Origin of the sequence: Arthrobacter liuii (genome assembly GCF_014639275.1) — a bacterium.
GTDB lineage: Bacteria > Actinomycetota > Actinomycetes > Actinomycetales > Micrococcaceae > Arthrobacter > Arthrobacter liuii.
Genome location: NZ_BMFW01000001.1, coordinates 209,455 through 230,627, shown reverse-complemented (window position 1 = coordinate 230,627; position 21,173 = coordinate 209,455). Strand labels below are relative to the sequence as shown.

16 protein-coding genes are annotated in these 21,173 nt (G+C 67.3%); 2 read left to right on the top strand and 14 right to left on the bottom strand.

What is annotated here, in order from left to right; all coding sequences use genetic code 11:
• Window positions 1-156 precede the first annotated feature (156 nt).
• From IEW19_RS01065 to IEW19_RS01055, 3 genes are read right to left on the bottom strand one after another with little or no spacing between them, the layout of a single operon-like run.
• Window positions 157-1,716, bottom strand: coding sequence for an FAD-dependent oxidoreductase (locus tag IEW19_RS01065; RefSeq protein ID WP_188569828.1), 1,560 nt, complete (start codon window positions 1,714-1,716; stop codon window positions 157-159).
• Entirely contained in the window at window positions 1,713-3,947 is a 2,235-nt protein-coding gene (locus IEW19_RS01060) for a molybdopterin oxidoreductase family protein (protein ID WP_188569827.1), read from the bottom strand. The genes IEW19_RS01065 and IEW19_RS01060 overlap by 4 nt, the downstream gene beginning before the upstream one ends.
• A gap of 1 nt (window position 3,948) precedes the next feature.
• Window positions 3,949-5,361, bottom strand: coding sequence for an MFS transporter (locus tag IEW19_RS01055; protein ID WP_188569826.1), 1,413 nt, complete (start codon window positions 5,359-5,361; stop codon window positions 3,949-3,951).
• A gap of 277 nt (window positions 5,362-5,638) precedes the next feature.
• On the opposite strand from IEW19_RS01055, the gene IEW19_RS01050 reads away from it, so the two are divergent.
• Window positions 5,639-7,048, top strand: a complete 1,410-nt coding sequence (locus IEW19_RS01050; protein ID WP_188569825.1) for an MFS transporter — start codon at window positions 5,639-5,641, stop codon at window positions 7,046-7,048.
• 56 nt (window positions 7,049-7,104) lie between these two features.
• Here IEW19_RS01050 and IEW19_RS01045 read toward each other — a convergent pair whose 3' ends face one another.
• From IEW19_RS01045 to IEW19_RS01020, 6 genes are all read right to left on the bottom strand, one after another.
• Window positions 7,105-7,836, bottom strand: a complete 732-nt coding sequence (locus IEW19_RS01045; RefSeq protein WP_188569824.1) for a glutamine amidotransferase — start codon at window positions 7,834-7,836, stop codon at window positions 7,105-7,107.
• A 68-nt stretch (window positions 7,837-7,904) separates the two neighbouring features.
• Window positions 7,905-8,342, bottom strand: coding sequence for a YybH family protein (locus IEW19_RS01040; RefSeq protein WP_188569823.1), 438 nt, complete (start codon window positions 8,340-8,342; stop codon window positions 7,905-7,907).
• Window positions 8,343-8,360: 18 nt separating this feature from the next.
• Window positions 8,361-10,172, bottom strand: coding sequence for an acetyl/propionyl/methylcrotonyl-CoA carboxylase subunit alpha (locus IEW19_RS01035; protein ID WP_373283543.1), 1,812 nt, complete (start codon window positions 10,170-10,172; stop codon window positions 8,361-8,363).
• Between the two features lie 130 nt (window positions 10,173-10,302).
• Window positions 10,303-10,947: a Maf family protein gene (locus tag IEW19_RS01030; RefSeq protein ID WP_188569822.1), complete on the bottom strand. Its 645-nt coding sequence runs from the start codon at window positions 10,945-10,947 to the stop codon at window positions 10,303-10,305.
• Between the two features lie 9 nt (window positions 10,948-10,956).
• Window positions 10,957-13,479, bottom strand: coding sequence for an MMPL family transporter (locus IEW19_RS01025; RefSeq protein WP_188569821.1), 2,523 nt, complete (start codon window positions 13,477-13,479; stop codon window positions 10,957-10,959).
• An 18-nt stretch (window positions 13,480-13,497) separates the two neighbouring features.
• The gene (locus IEW19_RS01020; RefSeq protein WP_188569820.1) at window positions 13,498-14,175 is read right to left on the bottom strand and encodes a TetR/AcrR family transcriptional regulator; all 678 of its coding nucleotides are present in this window, start codon (window positions 14,173-14,175) and stop codon (window positions 13,498-13,500) included.
• 163 nt (window positions 14,176-14,338) lie between these two features.
• Here IEW19_RS01020 and IEW19_RS01015 point away from each other — a divergent pair, with 163 nt between their 5' ends.
• Window positions 14,339-14,899 carry a hypothetical protein gene (locus IEW19_RS01015; protein ID WP_188569819.1) on the top strand — a complete coding sequence of 187 codons (561 nt, stop codon included), beginning with the start codon at window positions 14,339-14,341 and terminating at the stop codon, window positions 14,897-14,899.
• A gap of 91 nt (window positions 14,900-14,990) precedes the next feature.
• Here IEW19_RS01015 and IEW19_RS01010 read toward each other — a convergent pair whose 3' ends face one another.
• From IEW19_RS01010 to IEW19_RS00990, 5 genes are all read right to left on the bottom strand, one after another.
• The gene (locus IEW19_RS01010) at window positions 14,991-16,433 is read right to left on the bottom strand and encodes a dicarboxylate/amino acid:cation symporter (protein ID WP_188569818.1); all 1,443 of its coding nucleotides are present in this window, start codon (window positions 16,431-16,433) and stop codon (window positions 14,991-14,993) included.
• Window positions 16,434-16,551: 118 nt separating this feature from the next.
• On the bottom strand, window positions 16,552-17,403 hold the full coding sequence (locus tag IEW19_RS01005; RefSeq protein ID WP_229748238.1) for a phosphatase PAP2 family protein: 852 nt from the start codon (window positions 17,401-17,403) through the stop codon (window positions 16,552-16,554).
• Between the two features lie 120 nt (window positions 17,404-17,523).
• Window positions 17,524-19,209 (bottom strand): DUF885 domain-containing protein, encoded by a 1,686-nt coding sequence (locus IEW19_RS01000; RefSeq protein WP_188569816.1) that lies wholly within the window; start codon window positions 19,207-19,209, stop codon window positions 17,524-17,526.
• Between the two features lie 20 nt (window positions 19,210-19,229).
• A complete protein-coding gene (locus IEW19_RS00995) occupies window positions 19,230-19,457 on the bottom strand; it encodes an acyl-CoA carboxylase subunit epsilon (RefSeq protein ID WP_373283546.1) in 228 nt (75 codons plus the stop codon).
• Window positions 19,457-21,040: an acyl-CoA carboxylase subunit beta gene (locus tag IEW19_RS00990; protein WP_188569814.1), complete on the bottom strand. Its 1,584-nt coding sequence runs from the start codon at window positions 21,038-21,040 to the stop codon at window positions 19,457-19,459. Before IEW19_RS00990 ends, IEW19_RS00995 begins: the two co-directional genes overlap by 1 nt.
• Between the last annotated feature and the right edge of the window lie 133 nt (window positions 21,041-21,173).

The window sequence follows — 21,173 nt, the reverse complement described above, 5'->3', positions numbered from 1 at the left end:
CGGGTGCGTCCTTTCATCGTGCCACGCGGCAGGCGTCCAGCGCGGGGAGTGGCCGGGCTGGTCAGTCCCGTCCATCACATTCTGCGTGGGCGCTGCAGTCAAGGGCCCCGGGGCAATTGGCCACGGCCGTCGGGTTTCCTGACCGAGCTTGCGAGGTTAGGGCAAGGCTGGGGAGAAATGCCTCTCGATGAGCCCCTTGATGTCCTCGTGGCAGCCGCCGCAGCCGGTACCCGCACGGGTGGCCTTGGAGACATCCGCCACGGTGGAGCAGCCACCGGCCACGGCAGCCGTGATGGCCGCGCCCTTGACCCCGGCGCACCGGCAGACGGTGCCGGCGGGGTCGGACGAACCGGCCCCTGGCAGCTGGTCCGGCCCGTCCAGGCGCAGGAGCAGCGACCGGTCGGCCGGCAGTTCGGCGCTGCGTTCATAGAGTCCCACGAGTTCTGCCGCCGTGCGGGGCATGCCGACTGCCACCAGGCCTTCGAGTACACCGCCGCGGGTGGTCATCTTGACGTACCGGCCATGCTCCGGATCAGCCCACTGGGCGATCTGCAGCGGGGGCCGGCCGTTGACCGCCCCGGCCGTGAGGGCTTCCTCGTCCCACGGATCGGCGGAGTTGTCCCCGGCTACGGCCATGTTCAGGCCCCGGGCCTTCAGGACTACGACGCCGGGTTGTTCCGGCGGGAAGGCGGGCAGCAGTTCGGCGTCCCCGGCCAGGTCCGAGGCCAGCAGGGTGAGATAGCCCGCCAGCCATTCGGCCTGCCGCCATCCCGGACCAACCAACCCGGACGGGCCTTTGGCGTTGCGGCACGCGGCGCAGCCCGGATCCGGGCAGCGGACTTCGGCGCAGTCGCCGATGGCAAAGATGTGTGGCTCGTGGTGCGCCCGCAGCCTGTGGTCCACCAGGATGCCGGTCCCGGTGGACAGCCCGCAGCCTTCGGCCAACTCTGTCCGGGGACGGACCCCGCACGAGATGACAAGGAGGTCGCCGTCAATCGCCTGCCCGTCCTCAAGCAGCAAAGCCGAGAAGCCGCCGTCGGGCGCGTTGTGCTCTACCCCTGTGGAGCGGGCGTTGCCGGCCATCCGGACGCCACAGCGGCGCAGGCTGGCAGCCAGGACTGTTCCGCCGCCGCGGTCGATGTTGCGGCCCAAGGGGTGCGGCCCGTTGTGGACCACCGTGACCGTGGCACCTTCCTCCGCGGCGGCCAGCGCCGTTTCCAGGCCCAATACGCCGCCGCCCAGGACCACCACGCGCTTGCCGCCGTCCACCGCCCGCCGCAGTACGTCGGCGTCGCGAAGGTCGCGCAGCGCTGTGACACCGGCCGGAAGCACCGGCGAGGCGGGATCCGGGTTGATGCCTGTGAGGTTCGGAATGACGGGCCGGGACCCGGTGGCGAACACCAGTCGGTCGTAATGCACGCGTGTTCCGTCGGAGAGCAGGACCTGCTGCCGGGCACGGTCCACGCGCTTGACCCGCACGCCCAGGTGGACGTCCACGCCCGCGGCAACCAGGTCGGCGGCGTCGGCAAGGGCCAGTGCCCCGGCGGTGGTCCGGCCAACGCCGAGGTCGGCCACGAGGACGCGGTTGTAGGCGGCCTCCGCCTCCTCACCCACTACGGCGAGCCGGACCTGCCCGCTGCGGACGGCGGGCAGGAGCTCGTCCACCAGCCTTGCGGCCACGGGACCGAATCCCACAATGACAATCTGCTCGCTCATGAAGCCTCCGTCGTTTCAAGCATGCGGGCGGAATCGGGGGCGGCCACGGGCCGGACCCACACGGTGTTGAACTTGAACTCAGGCATCCCGGAGACCGGATCCGTGGCGGCTTCGGTCAGCCGGTTGGCACTCTCGGACCCGGGAAAGTGGAAGGGCAGGAAAACCGTCTCGGCGCGGATGCCGGTGCTCAACTCCGCACGGCACACCACTTCGCCGCGCCTGTTGGCCACCGAGACCAATGATCCGGCGGTGATGCCCAGGGCTTCCGCCGCCGCAGGGTGGATCTGCACTTTGGCCTCGGGCTGGGCGGCGAGGAGGTCGGGGACCCGGCGCGTCTGCGCTCCGGACTGGTAGTGCTCCAGGAGGCGGCCGGTGATGAGTGTCATGGGTTTGCCGGCAGGGTGGGCACTTCCGGCTGCGTCGCCTTCGGACGTACGACGGCGGCGCGGCACCACCGGGACCATCAGCGCCTGGCCGTCGGGGTGCGCAAAGCCGTCCCGGAACAGCCGGGGCGTTCCGCTGCTGCCGGCAGGATAGGGCCAGTAGGCGGCTTCGCCACGGTCCAGCATGGCGTAGTCGATGCCGGAGTAGTCGGCCAGCCCGCCGGCGGAGGCGAGCCGCAGTTCCTCGAAGACCGTTTCGGGATCCTCGCTGTAGGTGGAGGGGGCGTCCAGCCGCTCGGCGAGGCGGGCCATGATCCACAGCTCACTGCGGGCACCGGCGGGCGGGGAGATGGCGCGGCGGCGGCGCAGGACGCGTCCCTCCAGGTTCGTCAGGGTGCCGTCCTCCTCTGCCCACTGGAGCACGGGAAGGATAAGGTCCGCCTCCGCAGCGGTCTCGGACATGAAGAAGTCGCAGACCACCAGGAAGTCCAGGCTGCGCAGCCCCTCGATCACGGCGTTGGCGTCAGGTGCCGCCACCGCAATGTTGGAGGCATGCACGAAAAGGCACCTCACGCCGTCGGGCTTTCCCAGCGACTTCAGCAGCTGCACGGCGGGCAGGCCGGGGCCGGGGATCAGGTCCTCGGCGACGCCCCAGACGGCGGCGACGTGCGCGCGGGCGGCGGGGTCGGTGATCTTGCGGTAGCCGGGGAGCTGGTCCGCCTTCTGGCCGTGTTCACGGCCGCCCTGGCCGTTGCCCTGGCCGGTAAGGGTGCCGTAGCCGCTGCGGGCCGAGCCCGGCAGGCCCAGGAGGAGGCTGAGGTTGATGGCCGCGGTGGCGGTGTCGGTGCCGTCCACGTGCTGCTCCACGCCGCGTCCGGTGAGGATGTAGCTGCCGCCTTCCCGGGCCCCGGCGGCGAGCATGCGGGCGGTTTCCCTGACGAGCTCCGCGGGGACGCCGGTGATGGACTGGACGCGTTCGGGCCAGAAGGCGTTGACGCTGCGGACCACGGCGCTGTAGCCGGAGGTGCGCTCCTGGACGTAGGCGGTGTCAACAAGGTTCTCGTGGATCACCACGTGCGAGATGCCCAGCAGCAGCGCCAGGTCGGTGCCGGGAAGGGGCTGCAGGTGCAGGCCTCCGCCGTCTGCGGTGAAAGCAGCCGTTGCGGAACGGCGCGGATCCACCACAACCAGCCCGCCGGCGTCGCGGGCTCCCTTGAGGTGCTGGACGAACGGCGGCATGGTTTCAGCCACGTTGGAGCCCAGCATCAGGATGGTGCTGGCGGTATCCAGGGCTTCGAGCGGGAACGGCAGGCCGCGGTCCACGCCGAAGGCGCGCATCCCGGCCGCGGCCGCTGAGGACATGCAGAACCGGCCGTTGTAGTCGATCCGGGACGTACCCAGGGCCAGGCGGGCGAACTTGCCCAGCTGGTAGGCCTTCTCGTTGGTGAGGCCACCGCCGCCGAAAACGCCGACGGCGTCCGCGCCGTACCGGGCACGGGCGTCCTTCACTGCCTGGACGGCGAGGTCCAGGGCGTGGTCCCAGCCGATGGGCCGGTGGACGCCGTCGGCACCCTTCAACAGGGGTTCGGTGATCCTGCCCGCGTGGTTCAGGAGGGTGGCCGAGGTCCAGCCCTTGCGGCAGAGCCCGCCCCGGTTGGTGGGGAAGTCCCGGCCCTGGACAGCAAGGGGTGTTTCCAGGGCCGGGGATGCGGAAGGCTTTGGTTCTTGAAGTGCCGGCACGGGGCCCGGCCCCGGCTGGGAAGCCGGAGCCAGGTCCGCCGGGGACGTGAGCGTCATGGCGCACTGCAGGGCGCAGTAGGGGCAGTGCGTGTCGGCGCTTGTGGTCATGTTAGACGTGTCCCATCGCGTTCCGGCCGGCGTTGCGGATGTAGCAGGTCCAGCAGACCAGCAGCATCAGGACGTAGGCGCCGACGAATCCGTAGAACGCCGGGGTGTAGGAGCCGGTGGCAGTGCTGGAGGCGTTCAGGACCTGGGGGATCACGAAGCCGCCGTACGCGCCGATCGCGGAAATCAGCCCGAGGGCCGAGGACGCCAGGCGCTGGGTGGCCACGGAGCTTGCGCCCTTGCGTGCAGCCCGGCTGGAGGTGGCGAAGATGACCGGGATCATCCGGTACGTTGCACCGTTGCCGAAGCCGCTGGCGGTAAAAAGCATCAGGAAGAGGACCAGGAAGAGCAGGAAGTTCTTCAGCGGCAGGGTCCAGATCATGGTCAGGGTGATCACGGCCATGGCGGCGAAGGCAGCGACGGTCATCCGGGCTCCGCCCATCCGGTCCGCCATGCGTCCGCCATAGGGGCGGGCCAGCGAACCGACCAGGGGGCCGAGGAAGGCCAGGGACAAAGCCACGGTTCCCACGGCAATGGAGGAGAACTCGGGGAAGTAGTCCTTGATCAGCTTGGGGAACACGCCGGCGAAGCCGATGAAGGAGCCGAAGGTCCCGATGTACAGCAGCGCCATGACCCACAGGTGCGGTTCCTTGAGCGCAGCGACCGAGCCGGCCACGTCGCCCTTGGCGGTGGTGAGGTTATTCATGTACTTGAAGGCGCCGAATGCCGCCAGCAGGATGAAGGGAACCCACATCCATCCGGCCATCGGAAGGTTGACGGTGCCGGCAGCCAGCAGGGTGATCACGATGGGAACGGCAAGCTGTGCGACGGCGGCACCCAGGTTGCCGCCTGCAGCGTTCAGGCCCAGCGCCCAGCCCTTTTCCCTGGCCGGGTAGAAGAAGGTGATGTTCGCCATGGAGCTGGCGAAGTTGCCGCCGCCGAAGCCGGCCAGGGCAGCCACCAGGAGCATGACGCCGAAGGGAGTGTCCGGATTGGAGACACAGAGGGCCAGCCCGGTGGAGGGGATCAGGAGCAGCAGGGCGGACACGATGGTCCAGTTCCGGCCGCCGAAGCGGGGGACCATGAAGGTGTAGGGGATGCGGAGGGTGGCGCCCACCAGGCTCGGCATGGAGATGAGCCAGAAGACCTCCGAGGTGGAGAAGGTGAAGCCGGCGGCGGGGAGCTGGACCACCACGATGGACCACAGCTGCCACACGACGAAGCCAAGGAACTCGGCGAAGATGGACCAGTTCAGGTTGCGGCGGGCGATGGCGCGGCCGGCGGTTTCCCACTGCTCCTTGTTCTCGGCATCCCAGTTGGCGATCCAGCGGCCGGGGCGGAATTCAAGGGCAGGGGCGTCTGTGGTGCGGGTATAGCCGGGCTGTGCGCCGGCATCCACGGTGCGGTCAACAGTCACGGGTTACCTCCTTCAGGGGATGTTGTTCCTCCACGGTATGGACGCCTCGTTTCGCGGACAGTCGATGTTTGTTAACGCGCTGTGACTTTTGCCTATCCGGGCCGACTCCGCCGCGTGAGGCGCCGCGGAAGGCCGGAATATGAGACACACAACACAGGTCCGCATTGTGGACGTTTCGTCCATTGACTGGACGTGCCGAAGTAAGATTGGACTCTAACTATTCGAGCCGGGAGGCAGCCCTGCCTGTTCCCGGCCGGTCTCACGAAAGCGTTTACCTATGTCATCCACCGATACCACTGCGCTGCCAGGTGCCCGCCAGCCGGTGAACTCCCGCGGCCGCGTCATCGTGGCGAGCCTGATCGGCACCACTGTGGAGTTCTACGACTTCTACGTCTACGCAACCGCCGCCGTGCTCGTCTTCCCGAAGCTCTTCTTCCCGGGCCAGAACGAGACCACACAGCTGCTGAGCTCCTTCGCGGTCTTTGGCGTTGCGTTCGTCGCCCGCCCCCTCGGCTCGATCGTCTTCGGGCATTTTGGCGATAAGTTCGGCCGCAAGGGGACGCTGGTTGCGTCGCTGCTGACCATGGGCATCGCGACCTTCCTCATCGGCTGCCTTCCCACCGCACTGGTTCCGGGCTGGGAATTCTGGGCACCGGCCCTGCTGGTGATCATGCGCTTTGCCCAGGGCCTGGCCCTCGGCGGGGAGTGGAGCGGCGCGGCCCTGCTGGCCACCGAGAACGCCCCGGCCAACAAGCGCGCCATCTACGGCACCTTCCCGCAGCTCGGTGCCCCCATCGGCTTCATCATCGCCAACGTCATCTTCCTGGTGGCGAGTTATACCCTGACGCCGGAGGCCTTCGCGGCATGGGGCTGGCGCGTGCCGTTCCTGCTCAGCGCCCTCATGGTGATCCTGGGCCTCTACGTCCGGCTCAAGCTGATCGAAACCCCCGCCTTCACCAAGGTGGTGGAATCCAACGAGGTAGCCAAGCTTCCGCTGGGCCGCGTCTTCAAGACCAGCTGGCGCCAGCTGATCCTGGGCACCTTCATCATGCTGGCCACGTACGTGCTCTTCTACCTGATGACCACGTTCACGCTCACCTACGGCACCAAGCCCACCCTTGCCGGCGCGCAGGCCGCGGCCGAGAAGGCGGGCAAGCCGATGAGCGAAGCGGCAGCCGCCGCGTTTGTTCCCGGCCTTGGCTTCAGCCGGAACGACTTCCTCTGGATGCTGATTGCCGGCGTCGTCTTCTTCGGCATCTTCACCCTGGTCTCCGGACCGCTGGCCGAGAAGTACGGCCGCCGCAAGATGCTCATCGCCGTCACCACCGGGATCTTCGTCTTCGGCCTGCTGTTCGTCCCGCTGTTCAGCGGCGGGTTCGTTGGCACCATGGGCCTGCTGGTCATTGGGTTCTCGCTGATGGGCCTCACCTTCGGGCCCATGGGAGCGCTGCTGCCGGAACTGTTCCCCACCAACGTGCGGTACACCGGCTCGGCCATCAGCTACAACTTCTCCAGCATCCTGGGTGCTGCCGTGGCGCCGTTCATCGCGGTGGCCCTCTGGGAGCAGGCGAAGGGCAGCCCCGTCCTGGTGGGTATCTACCTGACCGCCATGGCTGTGCTCACCCTGATCGCGCTGTTCCTCACCCGCGAAACCCGCGACCTGGACTACGAGAACAACGTCGCCTGACGGCCACTCACGAAAAATGCCCGGCGGACCTGGTGGTCCGCCGGGCATTTTCGTATTCAGCGGGCGTAGCGGGCCACGAAGTTCTTCAGCACGGTCATGGGCTCGGTGACCGTAAAGCGGCGTGCCGCGGCCATGAGTTCCTCCGCGGACTCCGGCGGAAAGTAGCCTGCGTGGCGGTAGATGTCGATCCGCGTCGCCAGTCCGTCCGCATCCAGTTCGGGGTGGAACTGGGTGGCGTAAAGGTTGGTCCTGATGCGGAACATGTGGACCGGACAGGATTCCGAGCGGGCCAGCAGCACGGCATGGGGCGGCAGTTCGGTGCAGGCTTCCTTGTGTCCGGTCAAGGCTGTGAAGGTTGGGGGCATTCCCTGGAGGACCGGGTCCTGCAGTCCTGCCTCAGTCAATTCCACCTCCACGGCTCCCAGCTGCTCGCCGTAGGTCCGGTCGATCACGGCGCCCTGGTGCGTACCCAGCGTCCCCACCCCGTAGCAGGCACCCAGGAATGGGAAGTCGCGGTCCACCAGCTGGTCCAGGAGGGTTGACAACTCCCGCTCCACGCGGTTCTGGACCGGGCTCTTGTGCTCCGGTGGGTCGCTGGAGGTAAAGGGGCTGCCACCCACGATGACGCCGGAGAACTGTGAAAGGTCCAGCGGAGGCAGGGGACCGGCTTCGAGTCGAATCCGGAGCAGCTCCCGCTCCTCGAGTCCGCCATACCGCAGGTACGCGGCGTACTCGTCCTCCGCGGCGGCATCTTCCGCGCGGGAAGCCAGGAGCAGGAAAGGCAGCATGTGCTAAGTCTGCATCTTGTCTGCGTCCGCTGCCAGCAGCAGGGTGGCGTAGGGCCGCGCGGGCTGGCTCAGGCTGTGGGCTGGGTCAGTGACCGGCGGGACTGGGGCCGGGCAGCCGGGTCCGCGTGGCGGTGCACCAGCTTCCAGTAGCCTTCCTCCCGGCGGAAGATGCTGGTCACGCGCAGCGCAAACTCCTCGGTGGCTGCCGCCCCGTCCAGCCGGGCGCGGAAGTGCTCCGTCTCCAGCAGGTAGGCGGTGTCGCGGGCGGTGTAGGAGGTGACGGTATCAAAGCCCAGCATCTCGCCGTCGTGAAACTGCCGTGCCGCCTGGTCCAGCCGCGCCTCCACCTGGGCCCAGCCGCGGGCGATGCCGCCGAACGGATTGGCCAGGGTGACGTCGTCCAGCCGGGAGTAGAGCTCCTTGATGGGCGCGGGGTTGCCCCGGGTGATTTCGGGAACCGCCTGGTGGTAGCGGTCCACTTCTTCCTGGAAACTTGGTGCGAGCATGGCTGGCTGGGCCGCTTTCTAGTCTTCGATGGTGGCGATGATGGCGCCCGCGGAGACAGTCTCGCCTGCCGTTGCCGTCAGGCCCGTGATGATCCCCGAACGGTGCGCGGTGAGCGGCTGCTCCATCTTCATGGCCTCAAGGATCACCACCAGGTCGCCTTCGGTCACGGTGTCCCCGTGGGCCACGGCAACCTTCACGATGGTTCCCTGCATGGGGGAGGTGAGGGCGTTGCCGGTGGCGGCCGCGGGACCGGCGGTGCGGGAGCGCTTCTTGGCCTTGCCCTGCTTGGTGGCAGCGGCGGCTGCCGTCCCCGGGGTGCCCAGGGATGCGGGGAGGACTACTTCCAGCCGCTTTCCGCCAACCTCAACCACCACGCGCTGGCGGTCCTCTGTGGAGCCCTCGGACTCGCCGGTGCCGTCCGGGGTCCACGCGGGAAGGTTGTTGGTGAATTCGGTTTCGATCCAGCGTGTGTGGACCTTGAACGGGCCCTCGGCGGGTGCGAATGCGGGGTCGGAAACTACTGCGAGGTCGAAAGGAATCACAGTGGGGATTCCTTCAACCACCATTTCCTCCAGGGCACGCCGGGCGCGCTGCAGTGCCTGCGGCCGGGTGGCACCGGTGATGATGAGCTTGGACAGCATGGAGTCGAAGTTCCCGCTGACCACGTCGCCCTGCTCCACGCCGGAGTCCACGCGGACACCGGGACCGGTGGGGTTCTTGAGGACGCGGAGCGTGCCCGGGGCGGGCAGGAAGTTGCGGCCCGGGTCCTCGCCAGTGATGCGGAACTCGATGGAGTGCCCACGCACCTCGGGATCGCCGTAGCCCAGTTCCTCGCCGCGGGCCAGCCTGAACTGTTCCCGGACCAGGTCGATGCCGGTGACTTCTTCGGACACGCAGTGCTCCACCTGCAGGCGGGTGTTGACCTCAAGGAAGGAGATAGTGCCGTCCTGGCCCACCAGGAATTCACAGGTGCCGGCGCCGAGGTAGCCGGCTTCCTTCAGGATCGCCTTGGAAGATTCGTAAAGACGGCGGTTCTGGTCCTCGGTGAGGAACGGTGCCGGGGCTTCCTCCACGAGTTTCTGGTTGCGCCGCTGGAGGGAGCAGTCGCGGGTGGACACCACCACGACGTTGCCGTGGGCGTCGGCCAGGCATTGGGTTTCCACGTGCCGGGGAGCGTCCAGGAAGCGTTCGATGAAGCACTCGCCGCGGCCAAAGGCGGCCGTGGCTTCGCGGACGGCGGATTCGTAGAGCTCAGGGATTTCTTCCCGGGTGCGGGCCACCTTGATGCCGCGTCCTCCGCCGCCGAAGGCGGCCTTGATGGCCACAGGCAGTCCGTGCTTATCCACGAAGTCCAGGATTTCGTCCGCGGAGGCGACGGGATCGGCCGTGCCGGGGACCAAGGGAGCACCCACCTTTTCGGCGATGTGCCGGGCCTGGACCTTGTCGCCGAGCGCGGAGATGGCCTCGGGGGAGGGTCCGATCCAGGTGATGCCGGCGGCGATGACCTTGGCGGCGAACTCGGCGTTTTCGGCGAGGAAACCGTAGCCGGGGTGGATGGCATCGGCACCGGCCTGGCGGGCGGCGTCGATGATCTTGTCCATCAACAGGTAGGACTCGGCCGCGGTGGTGCCGCCCAGGGCGTAGGCCTCGTCGGCAAGCTTCACATGCAGCGCATCCCGGTCCGGGTCAGCGTAGACCGCAACGGATGCCAGGCCTTCGTCCCGGGCCGCCCGGACGATGCGCACGGCGATTTCGCCGCGGTTGGCGATCAGCACCTTTGTGAGGCTCGGCTGCGTGGTACCTGCGGACTGCTCCAAATTTGCTGACAAGGCGTCTCCTTCTTTCCTTCAGGGAGCCTAGCGCGGTTTTGAGGGTTCCGCCGATATTACTTGCGGAATCCGCGTGTAAACCGGCCCTCCTTTGTAGGGAAGCTACAAGCAGTCCGGAAAACGGAGTCCATTAGCGCGGCGGCCAGAGGTCGGTGATGCGCACGTGTGCGGCAGCCAGCAGGCCACGCAGGGTGGAGACGGAAAGGCCGACGACGGCGTGCGGGTCGCCGTCGACCTTCCGGATGAAGGCCCCGCCCAGGCCGTCGATGGTGAACGAGCCTGCGCAGTGGAGCGGTTCTCCGGTGGCGACGTAGGCGTCGATTTCGGCCGGGTCCATTTCCAGGAAGGAAACCTCGGCGGAGGCGACCGCTCCGAGCGTGGCGCCCGAGCCGCTGCCGCCGCTGCCGTCGTCGTCCGTGTCCCGGCAGTCCACCAGCCAGTGCCCTGTGTGCAGTACCCCCGCGCTGCCGCTCATCCGTCGCATCCGCTCGCGGGCGACGTCGGCGGTGTAGGGCTTGCCGTGCGCCTCGCCGTCGAACTCGAAGACGGAGTCGCAGCCCAGCACCAGGGCGCCCTCCGCTTCCGGCAGCGCCGCCACGGCCTCGGCCTTGGCCCGGGCCAACAGCAGCGCGGTGTCGTGCGGGTCGGTGACGCCGTAGCGTTCCTGCACGGCCTCCTCGTCAACATCGGATACCAGCACCGTGTGCCGGATGCCGGCTTCGGCCAGGAGTTTGGTGCGGGCGGGGGACTGGGAGGCGAGGATCAGATGGAGCACGGATCCAGCCTAGTGGACCAGTTCCCCGGGAGCCGGGGCGGACTGGCCGCGGTTGAGCTTGGCGCCCTCCACGTCCACGTCCGGCAGGATCCGGTCCAGCCAGCGCGGCAGCCACCAGGACTTGGCGCCCAGCAGGTACATCACGGCCGGGACGATGGTCATGCGGACCACGAAGGCGTCGAACAGGACACCGAACGCCATCGCAAAGCCCAGCGGCCGGACCATGGTGAGGTGGCTGAAGATGAAGCCGGAAAACACGCTGACCATGATGATCGCGGCGGCCGTCACCACGGCGGCGGCGTGGCGGAAGCCCACCCGGACCGCCTCCTTCGCTGACGACCCGTGCATGTAGGCCTCGCGCATGCCGGAGGCGATGAACACCTGGTAGTCCATGGCCAGGCCGAACAGCACGCCGATCAGGATGATGGGCAGGAAGCTCAGGACGGCGCCTGGGTTGGCAACGTCGAAGACGTTCCCCAGCCAGCCCCACTGGTACACGGCAACCACGGCACCGAACGCGGCGGACAGGGACAGGAGGAACCCGCCCGTGGCCAGCAGCGGAACCACGATGGAGCGGAACACCAGGAGCAGGAGGAGCAGGGAGAGGCCGACGACGATCGCCAGGTAGGGCGGCAGGGCGGCACCGAGCTTGGTGGAGACGTCCACGTTGCCGGCGGTCTGCCCGGTAAGGCCCATGGCAACGTCGTAATCGGCCTTGATTTCGCTGTTCAGGCCGCGGAGGTCGGAGACCACTTTGACGGTGCTGGCGCTGGCCGGGCCCTCCTTGGGGATGACCTGGAAGACGGCGGTCCGGCGGTCTTCGCTGATTGCCACCGGCACGGCGGCCACCACGTTGTCCACGGCACGCAGCTTGTCCGCGATGTCGTACTGCAGCTTTTGGGCCTGGGTTGCGTCCAGGTTCGCGGGGAATTCGCCCACGGCCACGATGGGGCCGGTGACGCCTTCGCCGAAGCTGCGCGCCGTAAGGTCGTAGGCCTGGTAGGCCTCGGACTCCACCGGTTCGGAACCGCCGTCGGGGAGGGCCAGCTGCAGTTGCGTGGCGGGAAGGGCCAGAGTGCCGAGCAGCAGGACGCCGGCAACGAATGCCACCCATGGGTGCCTGGTGACCATGCCGCCCCAACCGTGGGTGCTGCGTTCGCGGTCCTTGGCGTCGTCGGCCGCCTCGTGCTCCGGTTCGGCGTTGTGTGCCTCCGCCTTGGCCCAGGCCCGCTTGGAAATGATGCGCCGGCCGATCAGTGACAGCATGGCCGGAGTCAGGGTGATGGCGACGAGGACCGCCACCGCCACGGTACCTGCCGCGGCGAGGCCCATGACCGTGAGGAACGGCAGTCCGGGGACCACCAGGGCAGCAAGGGCGATGATCACGGTGAGGCCGGCAAAAACGACGGCGTTGCCGGACGTGCCATTGGCCCGGGCCACGGAGTCCTCAGGATCCATGCCTGCCAGGAGCTGGGTCCGGTGCCGGTTGACGATGAACAGCGAGTAGTCGATGCCCACGGCGAGGCCGAGCATGAGGGCCAGCATGGGGGAGATGGAGCTCATGTCGAACAGGCCGGAGAGCGCGAAGGTGATGCCGACGCCGACGCCGACGCCGATGACGGCCATCAGCAGGGGCAGGCCGGCGGCGATCAGGGTTCCCAGCATCAGGATCAGGACCAGCGCTGCGACGGCGATGCCCACGATCTCCGCGGTGCCGAACAGGGCCGAGATGTCCTCGGTGATCTCTTTGCTGGCCAGCGCGGTGACACCGGCCGAAGAAGTCTCGTGGGCAATCTGCTGCACCTGCTTGCGCACGGTCGGGGCCAGCCCATTGATGGAGGTGTTGAACTGGACCTGGGCCACGGCGGCCTTGTTGTCTTCGGACACAAAGCGGATGGCTGATGCTGCCTGGGCCTGGCGCTTGCCAAGTTCCAGCTTCGCCTTGTTGGCCGCCAATTCCTGCGCGCCGGCGTCGAGCTTGGCCTGTCCCTGCGCCAGCGCAGCCTTCTGCTGGCCAAGCTGTGCCTCAATGAGCGCTGCCGGTGTCCCGGCGGCGGTGAGCTGCTGTTCGGCCGCCGCGAGCTGTGCCTTGCCCGCCTCCAGCTGTGCCCGGGAGGCATCGAGCTGCGCCTGGCCGGCGGCCAGCTGCTGTTCGCCGTCGGTGATGGCCTTGCCGGCCTGGTCCACCTGGGCCTGGGTGGCGAAGGGGTCAACCGTGCCGCGGACCTCGGGGAGGGTCTGGAGTTTCTTCAGCGCGTCCGTCACCGCGGCCCGGCTCGCGGCCGTGAACCCGCCGTCGGGGGCTTCGAAAACGATCGTGGCGCTGCCGCCGGAGGCCGAGGGCAGGTCCTGCTTGAGTTTGTCTGCGATCCGCTGGGTTTCGGTCCCGGGAATCTGGAAGTTGTTGGACAAGGTGCCATGGAATGCTGCGGCCGAGCCGCCCACGGCCACCAGCACGGCAAGCCACAGGGAGATGACAAGCCAGCGCCGGCGGTAGGAGAACTTGCCGAGGCGGTAGAGGAGGAGTGCCATGCGGGAGAACCGATCTGATCAGGAGGAACGGGTGGCGGAAGGTGAAGCGGTGGTGTTGAAGCCGGCGCCCAGGAGGGCCATGGCGTCGATGAGAAGCTGGCGGAGCTCTGCCAGGGAGCCCGGTGTCAGGTCGGGGCCGCGCCGGCTGAACCAGACCTCCATGGCTGCCTTGCCGCAGGACATGATGGAGCCGGCCAGCGCATGGACGTACAGCTCGTCCTGCTCGCCGGGGGTGCCGGCTAGGCGTTCACGGGCAATAGTGAACACCTGGGTCCGGCAGTGGTCCCATGCCTCGAGTTCGGTGTGCGACATGAGCGGGCTCTGCTGGGTCAGCGTGAACAGTTCGGCCAGGGGAGCCACGGCTTTTGGATCGGCAAGGGCCATCAGGGCGGCCTGGGCGGATTCGAGCATGGGCTCCTCCGCCGGGCGGAGGCGCAGCTGCTGGATGGCGTTGTCGAGGAAGCCGTGGACGATGGAAGCCAAAGCGGCGTCGGTGCTGCCGAAGTAGTTGAAGAAGGTGCGGCGCGAGATTCCCGCGGCGTCGGCAATGTCCTCCACCGTGAAGTTTCCCGGGCCTTTGGAGCGCAGGAGTTCCAGCGCGGAGTCCGTTATCGCCTGGCGGGTGGCCGCCTTGTTCAGCTCGCGCCGGGAAGGGGCTGCCGGTTCGACGTCCTGAGGGGAGGGGGGAAGTGCCACGCTGTTACACTACGTGCAAGTTTGCACTGTATGCAACTTGGATTCACAGGAGAACGAAAGGTTCCCAACAGCCTTTCCTGATGCTGGCAGCCGAAGATTGGTATGTCTCGCTACGAGGCATACACGAGCAGCCGTCAGGGGACGGCGAATCAGGAGAGACAATATGACACGCACGAAGCAGATGACCCTGGGCCTGTCGGCAGCCGCTCTGGCGCTCGGTGCAGGAATCGGCGTTGCCGGCATGGCCTCTGCCACCACCACGACGCCCGCTCCGACGCCCAGCGCGAGTTCCAGCGCCACCGCTGACGGCGGCACCGGCAGCACCCCTGACGGCATGGGCAGGCATGGCCGCGGTGGCCACGGGATGGAACAGGCCTCCGCGCTGGCAGCGAAGCTCGGCGTCGACGAAGCCAAAGTGACCGACGCGCTGAAGTCCTTCCGTGACGCCAACAAGCCCAGCACGCCGCCTGCTGACGGGCAGAAGCCCGACCCCGCCACGCGGGAGGCCGCACTCGCCAAGTCGCTGGCTCAATCGCTGGGCATTGACGAAGCGAAGGTGTCAGCTGCCCTCCAGGAGATCCGCAGCGAAGAGCAGTCCGAGCACGCCGCAGAGCTCAAGACCCGCCTGGACAAGGCAGTCACCGACGGAAAGCTGACGCAGGCGGAAGCCGACGCCGTCACCAAGGCCGTCCAGAACGGCGTGATCGGAGGCGGTGGGCGCTGACCACCGCCGCTGGTCGGGACATGCAGTCCTGAACGCTGAAAGACGTCCCCGGGAGTATCTCCCGGGGACGTCTTTCAGTTGCTGATTGGCGTTATGCCTTTGCACCCTGCAGTTCGCGGGACGCGACGCCGGCGCGGGTGCCGTCGGTGGCTGTTTCGCCTGCCACAGTGCCGCTGTCATCCACGAACGGGGTGCCGTTGCGGGGCGCGTTGTACAGCGACTCGTCCAGGATGCCCTGGCGCTTGGCCACGATGGTGGGGACCAGGGCCTGGCCTGCAACGTTCACGGCGGTGCGGCCCATGTCCAGGATGGGGTCGATGGCAAGCAGGAGGCCGACGCCGGCCAGCGGCAGTCCCAGGGTGGAGAGCGTGAGCGTGAGCATCACCACGGCGCCGGTGGTGCCCGCCGTTGCCGCGGAGCCGAGGACGGAGACCAGAGCGATCAGCAGGTAGTGGCTGAAGTCCAGGTGGATGCCGAAGAACTGGGCCACGAAGATTGCCGAGACGGCGGGGTAGATGGCCGCGCAGCCGTCCATCTTGGTGGTGGCGCCCAGCGGCACCGCGAAGGAGGCGTAGGCGCGGGGCACGCCCAGGCTGCGCTCGGTCACGCGCTGGGTCAGCGGCAGGGTTCCCACGGAGGAGCGGGACACGAAGGCCAACTGGACTGCGGGCCATACACCGGAGAAGTACTGCTTGATGGACAGGCCGTGGCTGCGGACCAGGATGGGGTAGACCACGAACAGGACCAGGGCCAGGCCGGCGTAGATTGCCACGGTGAATTTGCCGAGCGAGCCGATGGTGTCCCAGCCGTAGACGGCGACGGCATTGCCGATCAGGCCAATGGTGCCCAACGGCGCGATGCGGATGATCCACCACAGGACCTTCTGGATGACGGCAAGGGCCGAGGCGTTGAGGTTGAGGAACGGCTCTGCGGCCTTGCCCACCTTGAGTGCGGCAACGCCCACGGCGATGGCGATGACCAGGATCTGCAGGACGTTGAAGCTGACGGAGGTGGTGACGGCTCCGCTATCGCCGACAGTGGAGCTGGCACCCAGGCCCAGGAAGTTCTTGGGGAAGAGGCCCACCAGGAATGCCCACCAGTCGCCGGACTTGCCGGTGTACTTGGCGTCCCCCGTGATTCCGGTGTTGGCGCCGGGCTGCAGCAGTAAGCCCAGGCCCATGCCGATCAGCACGGCGATCAGGGACGTGATGGCGAACCACAGCAGCGTGTTCCATGCCAGCCTGGCGGCGTTGGACACCTGGCGCAGGTTGGAGATGGAGCTGACGACGGCGGTGAAAATCAGCGGAACGACGGCGGTCTGCAGCAGGGACACATAGCTTGAGCCGATGGTCTGCAGCGTGGCGCCGAGCGCGTTGGGATTGGTCTTGGTGCTGCCGGTGTACTTTGCCAGCAGGCCGAGGCCAAGGCCCACGATGAGGGCGGCGATAATTTGGAAGCCGAAGGAGCCCGCCCATTTGGGCAGCTGGAATCCGGTCTTCCCTGCGGGAGGTGGGGTGCTTGTCTGAGTGCTCACCAGAACAAGCTAGACCTCGCTGCATACCACGTCGAACGAATATTGAGAAATATTACGCGTACAGACTTCATCGCGCACAGCAAAAACCGCGGAAATCCAAGGCAGGCCCCGGTCTTTGTTACTTATTCCCTATGGCAGTGTGCTTAATGTCTCGAGCTCCAGGGTGTTTTCTTGCTGTCAGGTAAAGGCGGTGTGCAGTGATTACTATGGCCAGCCACGCCGCACCGAGCGCCCACGCGGCCAGGACATCAGTAAGCCAGTGATGACCAAGGAAGACCCTGCTGAGTCCGATGGCGATGGCGAAGAGGGCGGCGGCCGACGCCGTGAGGATGCGGGCCCGGTTTGAATCGAGGCGGAGGATGATGAGGTAGGCGACGATACCTGCTATCACCACGGCGTTCAGTGAGTGCCCGCTGGGGAAGGACGGGGAGTGCTCGTATGGTGGTACGGCATCGGCGAGGTCCGGGCGCGCGCGTCCCACGAGGCGCTTGCCGGCGATGGTCATCAGCAGCGAGCCCAGGCCTGCGGCGGCGATCAGGACAACAGGGGTCCAGGAGCGGCGCCGCAGTGCCAGGGTTACCATGATTAGCACGGCCAGGATCGGCATGCCAATGGTCCCGCCCACGTCAGTAAAAGCGGTCACTGCGACATCGAGGCTGGGGGTGCGAAGGCTCTCGCTGGCCGCCAGCACCGGATGATCCAGTCCCGCAACCCCGTCGGCGGCGGTCACTGCCTGGTACACCTCGCCAAACGCGGCGACCATGACAGCGGAAATCAGGGCCCCCGCCAGCAGGATCAGGATCAGGGCACCGTGCGGTCCCAGCACCTGGCTGATGCGATGGACCAATCCCGCCAGGCTCCGGCCTGTTCGGCTGTCCCAACGGGTGAGGTCCTTCGCCCCCACCGACGTGTCCTGATGGAGTTCACCCCGCACTCCCGTCCCGGCCGGTGTCCCTTGGAAGTCGTTCAATGTGGTCTCCCTCTTCATTCGCTGCCATGCCGCACAACGCAATTTAGTAAGCAAGCTTATTGATTGCTGTGCGCTGTGTCCACCAGGGGCGGGCGGGACCCAGGCCGGAAAGTGGCCGGACTAGCTGAGCAGCGCGCGGCGGAGGGTGTCGAGCCCAACGGAGCCGATATTGAGGGCCTTGGTGTGGAACTCCTTGAGGTCGAACCCGGGGCGTGATTCCAGTTCGGCGCGGATCTGCTCCCATAGGCGCTGGCCCACTTTGTAGGAGGGCGCCTGTCCGGGCCAGCCGAGGTAGCGGGTGAACTCGAAGTTGAGCTGGCCTTCGCTGACGGGGAGGTTCTCCTTAAGGAAGTCGTATCCCTTGTCGGCGGTCCACGTGCCGGTTCCCCAGCGTTCGGGCATCTGGAGTTCCAGGTGCACGCCGATATCGAAGACCACGCGGGCTGCGCGCATTCGCTGCATGTCCAGCATGCCCATGTGGTCGCCGGGATCGGTGAGGTAGCCCAGCTCCTGCATGAGTTTTTCGGCGTAGAGGGCCCAGCCCTCCCCGTGGCCGGATGTCCAGCAGACGTTCCGGCGCCACTTGTTGAGCAACTCCCGCCGGTAGGTGGCGGTGGCCACCTGGAGATGGTGGCCTGGAACGCCCTCGTGGTAGACGGTGGTGGTTTCGGCCCAGGTGGTAAAGGTGTCCTCGCCGGCGGGGACGGACCACCACATCCGGCCGGGGCGGCTGAAGTCGTCGGACGGGCCGGTGTAGTAGATGCCGCCCTCGTCGGTGGGGGCGATCCGGCACTCGAGTTTCTTCATCACGTCCGGGATGTCGAAGTGCACGCCGGCGAGTCCGGCAACGGCTTTGTCGGAGAGGTCCTGCATCCATTCCTGCAGTGCCTCGGTGCCTTTCAGCTGCCGTGCGGGGTCGTTGTTGAGGATTTCCTTGGCTTCGGCAATCGTGGCGCCTGCCTTGATGGTGGCGGCAACCTGTTCCTGCTCCGCGATGAGGCGGTCCAGTTCCTCCACGCCCCACGCGTATGTTTCCTCCAGGTCCACCTCTGCGCCCAGGAAGGAGCGCGAAGCCAGTGCGTAGCGGGCCCTGCCCACGGCGTCCTTTTCGGGCGCGGCCGGCACCAGCTCGGTGCGCAGGAACTGTGCCAGCCCGGCGTAGGCACGCCGGGCAGCGTCAGCGCCGGCGTCGAGCTTGTCCTGCAGCGTCGCGGGCAATGGGCCGGCGGAGGTGGAGGCGCCCTCCGCCAGCTTGGCGAAGAAGCCGTCTGCGGCGGCGTACTTGGTCACCTGCTCGATGACAATCCGGACCTGGCGCGCAGCGGCAACCTTGCCGGCGTCCTTGGCCACGCGCAGGGACTCGGTGTAGCCGCTGATGGCCGCCGGCACGTTGTGCGCGCGGCCGGCGATGTGCTCCCAGTCCTGCTCGGTTTCGGTGGGCATGAGGTCGAAGATGGCCCTGATGTCCTGGGCCGGGGAAGCGATGTTGTTCAGCTCCGCGTACTCCCAGCCGGAGGCGTGGATCAGCAGTTGCAGGCCCAGCCGCTCCCGCATGGCGTCCAGGGTGACGGCATCCACGTCGTCCTCCGGCTCCAGGCCCTCCAGTGCAACCAGGGCATCCCGTGCCGCCTCCGCGAATTCCGCGATGCCGGCAGGGGAGAAGTCCTGGTACTCCGTCTCGTGTCCCGGCAGGCCTAGGGTGGTGGCGAAGGTGGGGTTGAGCCTGGTCAGGGTGTCGGTGTAGTTGTCGGCGACGTCATCGATCCGGGTGTGCGGGCGCGCGGCCGGTGCAGTGTCTGTAGTCACCCTCCGAGACTAACCGGAGATCAGCCCTGGCTGCGCTTCCAGGCTCCGGGTCCCGGGGAGGGGGCGAGCCGCAGCTGCTGCCGGCGCACCCAGTGCCGCACGGTGGGGGTGCGGACCGGAGCGGGGCTTTCTCCACCGAGGGAAAGGACGACGGCGGTCAGCGCCGCCAGCTCCTCGGCGTTCGGTTGTCCTTTGACAACAGAGAGCAGGGGAGCGGCAGGAGTGTCAACAGGCTCTTCCGCGGGAATCACAGCGGGATGTTTCCATGCTTCTTGGCGGGAAGGCTGGCGCGTTTGTCGCGGAGGGCCCGCAGTCCCTTGATGATCTGGATCCGGGTGTCCGACGGGGCGATGACGGCGTCCACGTAGCCAAGTTGGGCCGCCTGGTAGGGGTTGAGGAGTTCTTCCTCGTACTGCTGGATCACTTGGGCGCGGCGGGCCTCGACATCGCCGCCGTCCTCGGCAACGGCTGCGAGGTCGCGCCGGTAAAGGATGTTCACCGCACCCTGGGCACCCATGACGCCGATCTGCGCCGTGGGCCATGCCAGGTTGAGGTCGGCGCCGAGCTTCTTGGAGCCCATCACGATGTACGCGCCACCGTAGGCCTTGCGGGTGATGACGGTGAGTTTGGGGACGGTGGCCTCGGCGTAGGCGTAAAGGAGTTTTGCGCCGCGGCGGATGATGCCTTGGAACTCCTGGTCCTTGCCCGGGAGGAAGCCGGGAACATCCACCAGGGTGATGATGGGGATGTTAAAGGCGTCGCAGTGGCGTACGAAGCGGGCGCCCTTCTCGGAAGCGGCGATATCCAGGGTGCCGGCGAACTGCAGGGGCTGGTTGGCAACGATGCCCACGGTGTGGCCCTCCACCCGGCCGTAGCCGATCATCACGTTGGGGGCGTACAGGGCCTGCATCTCCAGGAAGTGTCCGTCGTCCACGATCTGTTCCACCACGGCGCGCATGTCGTAGGGCTGGTTGGCTGAATCCGGAACCAGCGCATCCAGGGCGAGGTCGTCGTCGTCAACCTCCAACTCCTGCTGGTGTCCCAGCACGGGCGCTTCGGACAGGTTGTTGGACGGGAGGAAGTCCAGCAGTTCGCGCACGAACTCGATGGCGTCACCTTCGTCCGAGGCCAGGTAGGTGGACGTTCCGGTGGTGGCGTTGTGCTGCCGGGCCCCGCCGAGGGTCTCCATGTCCACGTCCTCGCCGGTGACGGTCTTGATGACGTCCGGGCCGGTGATGAACATGTGCGAGGTCTTGTCCACCATCACCACGTAGTCAGTGAGGGCGGGGGAGTAAGCCGCGCCGCCGGCGGACGGGCCCATGATGAGCGAGATCTGCGGCACCACGCCGCTGGCGTGGACATTGTTCCGGAAGATGTCCGCAAACATGGCCAGCGAGGCCACGCCTTCCTGGATCCGGGCGCCGCCGCCGTCCAGGATGCCGACGACGGGACAGCCGTTGCGGAGCGCGAACTCCTGGACCTTGACGATCTTTTCGCCGTTGACCTGGCTCAGTGATCCGCCGTAGACGGTGAAGTCCTGGCTGTAGACCGCCACCAGGCGCCCGTCCACGGTGCCGTAGCCGGAGACCAGGCCGTCGCCGAGGGGCTTCTTCTTTTCCATGCCGAAGGCGGTGGAGCGGTGTACGGCGAGGGCGTCGAACTCGACAAAAGAGTCTTCGTCCAGCAACAGGCCAATGCGCTCGCGGGCCGTGTTCTTGCCGCGCGCATGCTGCTTTTCAATGGCTTCGGCGCCGGAGGGCTGTTCGGCGCGCGCCTGGCGGTCGCGGAAGTCGGCAATCTTTCCCGCTGTCGTTGTCAGATCGTGGCTCATCAAGTGTCTCCGGCTCTGTAGCAGGTCAATTCTGTCGGCTGGCGGCCTGTGCTGTCCGGAGCGTTAAGTAGCATCCACACAAAAGGCCAACCCTGCTGGCAAGTCTAGTGACGCTTTGGGCGCCAACAGCTGT

Coding starts and splice junctions, on each gene's coding strand:
- IEW19_RS01065 (WP_188569828.1), bottom strand. CDS start 1,716: ATGAGCGAGCAGATTGTCATTGTGGGATTCGGTCCCGTGGCCGCAAGG.
- IEW19_RS01060 (WP_188569827.1), bottom strand. CDS start 3,947: ATGACCACAAGCGCCGACACGCACTGCCCCTACTGCGCCCTGCAGTGC.
- IEW19_RS01050 (WP_188569825.1), top strand. CDS start 5,639: ATGTCATCCACCGATACCACTGCGCTGCCAGGTGCCCGCCAGCCGGTG.
- IEW19_RS01045 (WP_188569824.1), bottom strand. CDS start 7,836: ATGCTGCCTTTCCTGCTCCTGGCTTCCCGCGCGGAAGATGCCGCCGCG.
- IEW19_RS01040 (WP_188569823.1), bottom strand. CDS start 8,342: ATGCTCGCACCAAGTTTCCAGGAAGAAGTGGACCGCTACCACCAGGCG.
- IEW19_RS01025 (WP_188569821.1), bottom strand. CDS start 13,479: ATGGCACTCCTCCTCTACCGCCTCGGCAAGTTCTCCTACCGCCGGCGC.
- IEW19_RS01015 (WP_188569819.1), top strand. CDS start 14,339: ATGACACGCACGAAGCAGATGACCCTGGGCCTGTCGGCAGCCGCTCTG.
- IEW19_RS00990 (WP_188569814.1), bottom strand. CDS start 21,040: ATGAGCCACGATCTGACAACGACAGCGGGAAAGATTGCCGACTTCCGC.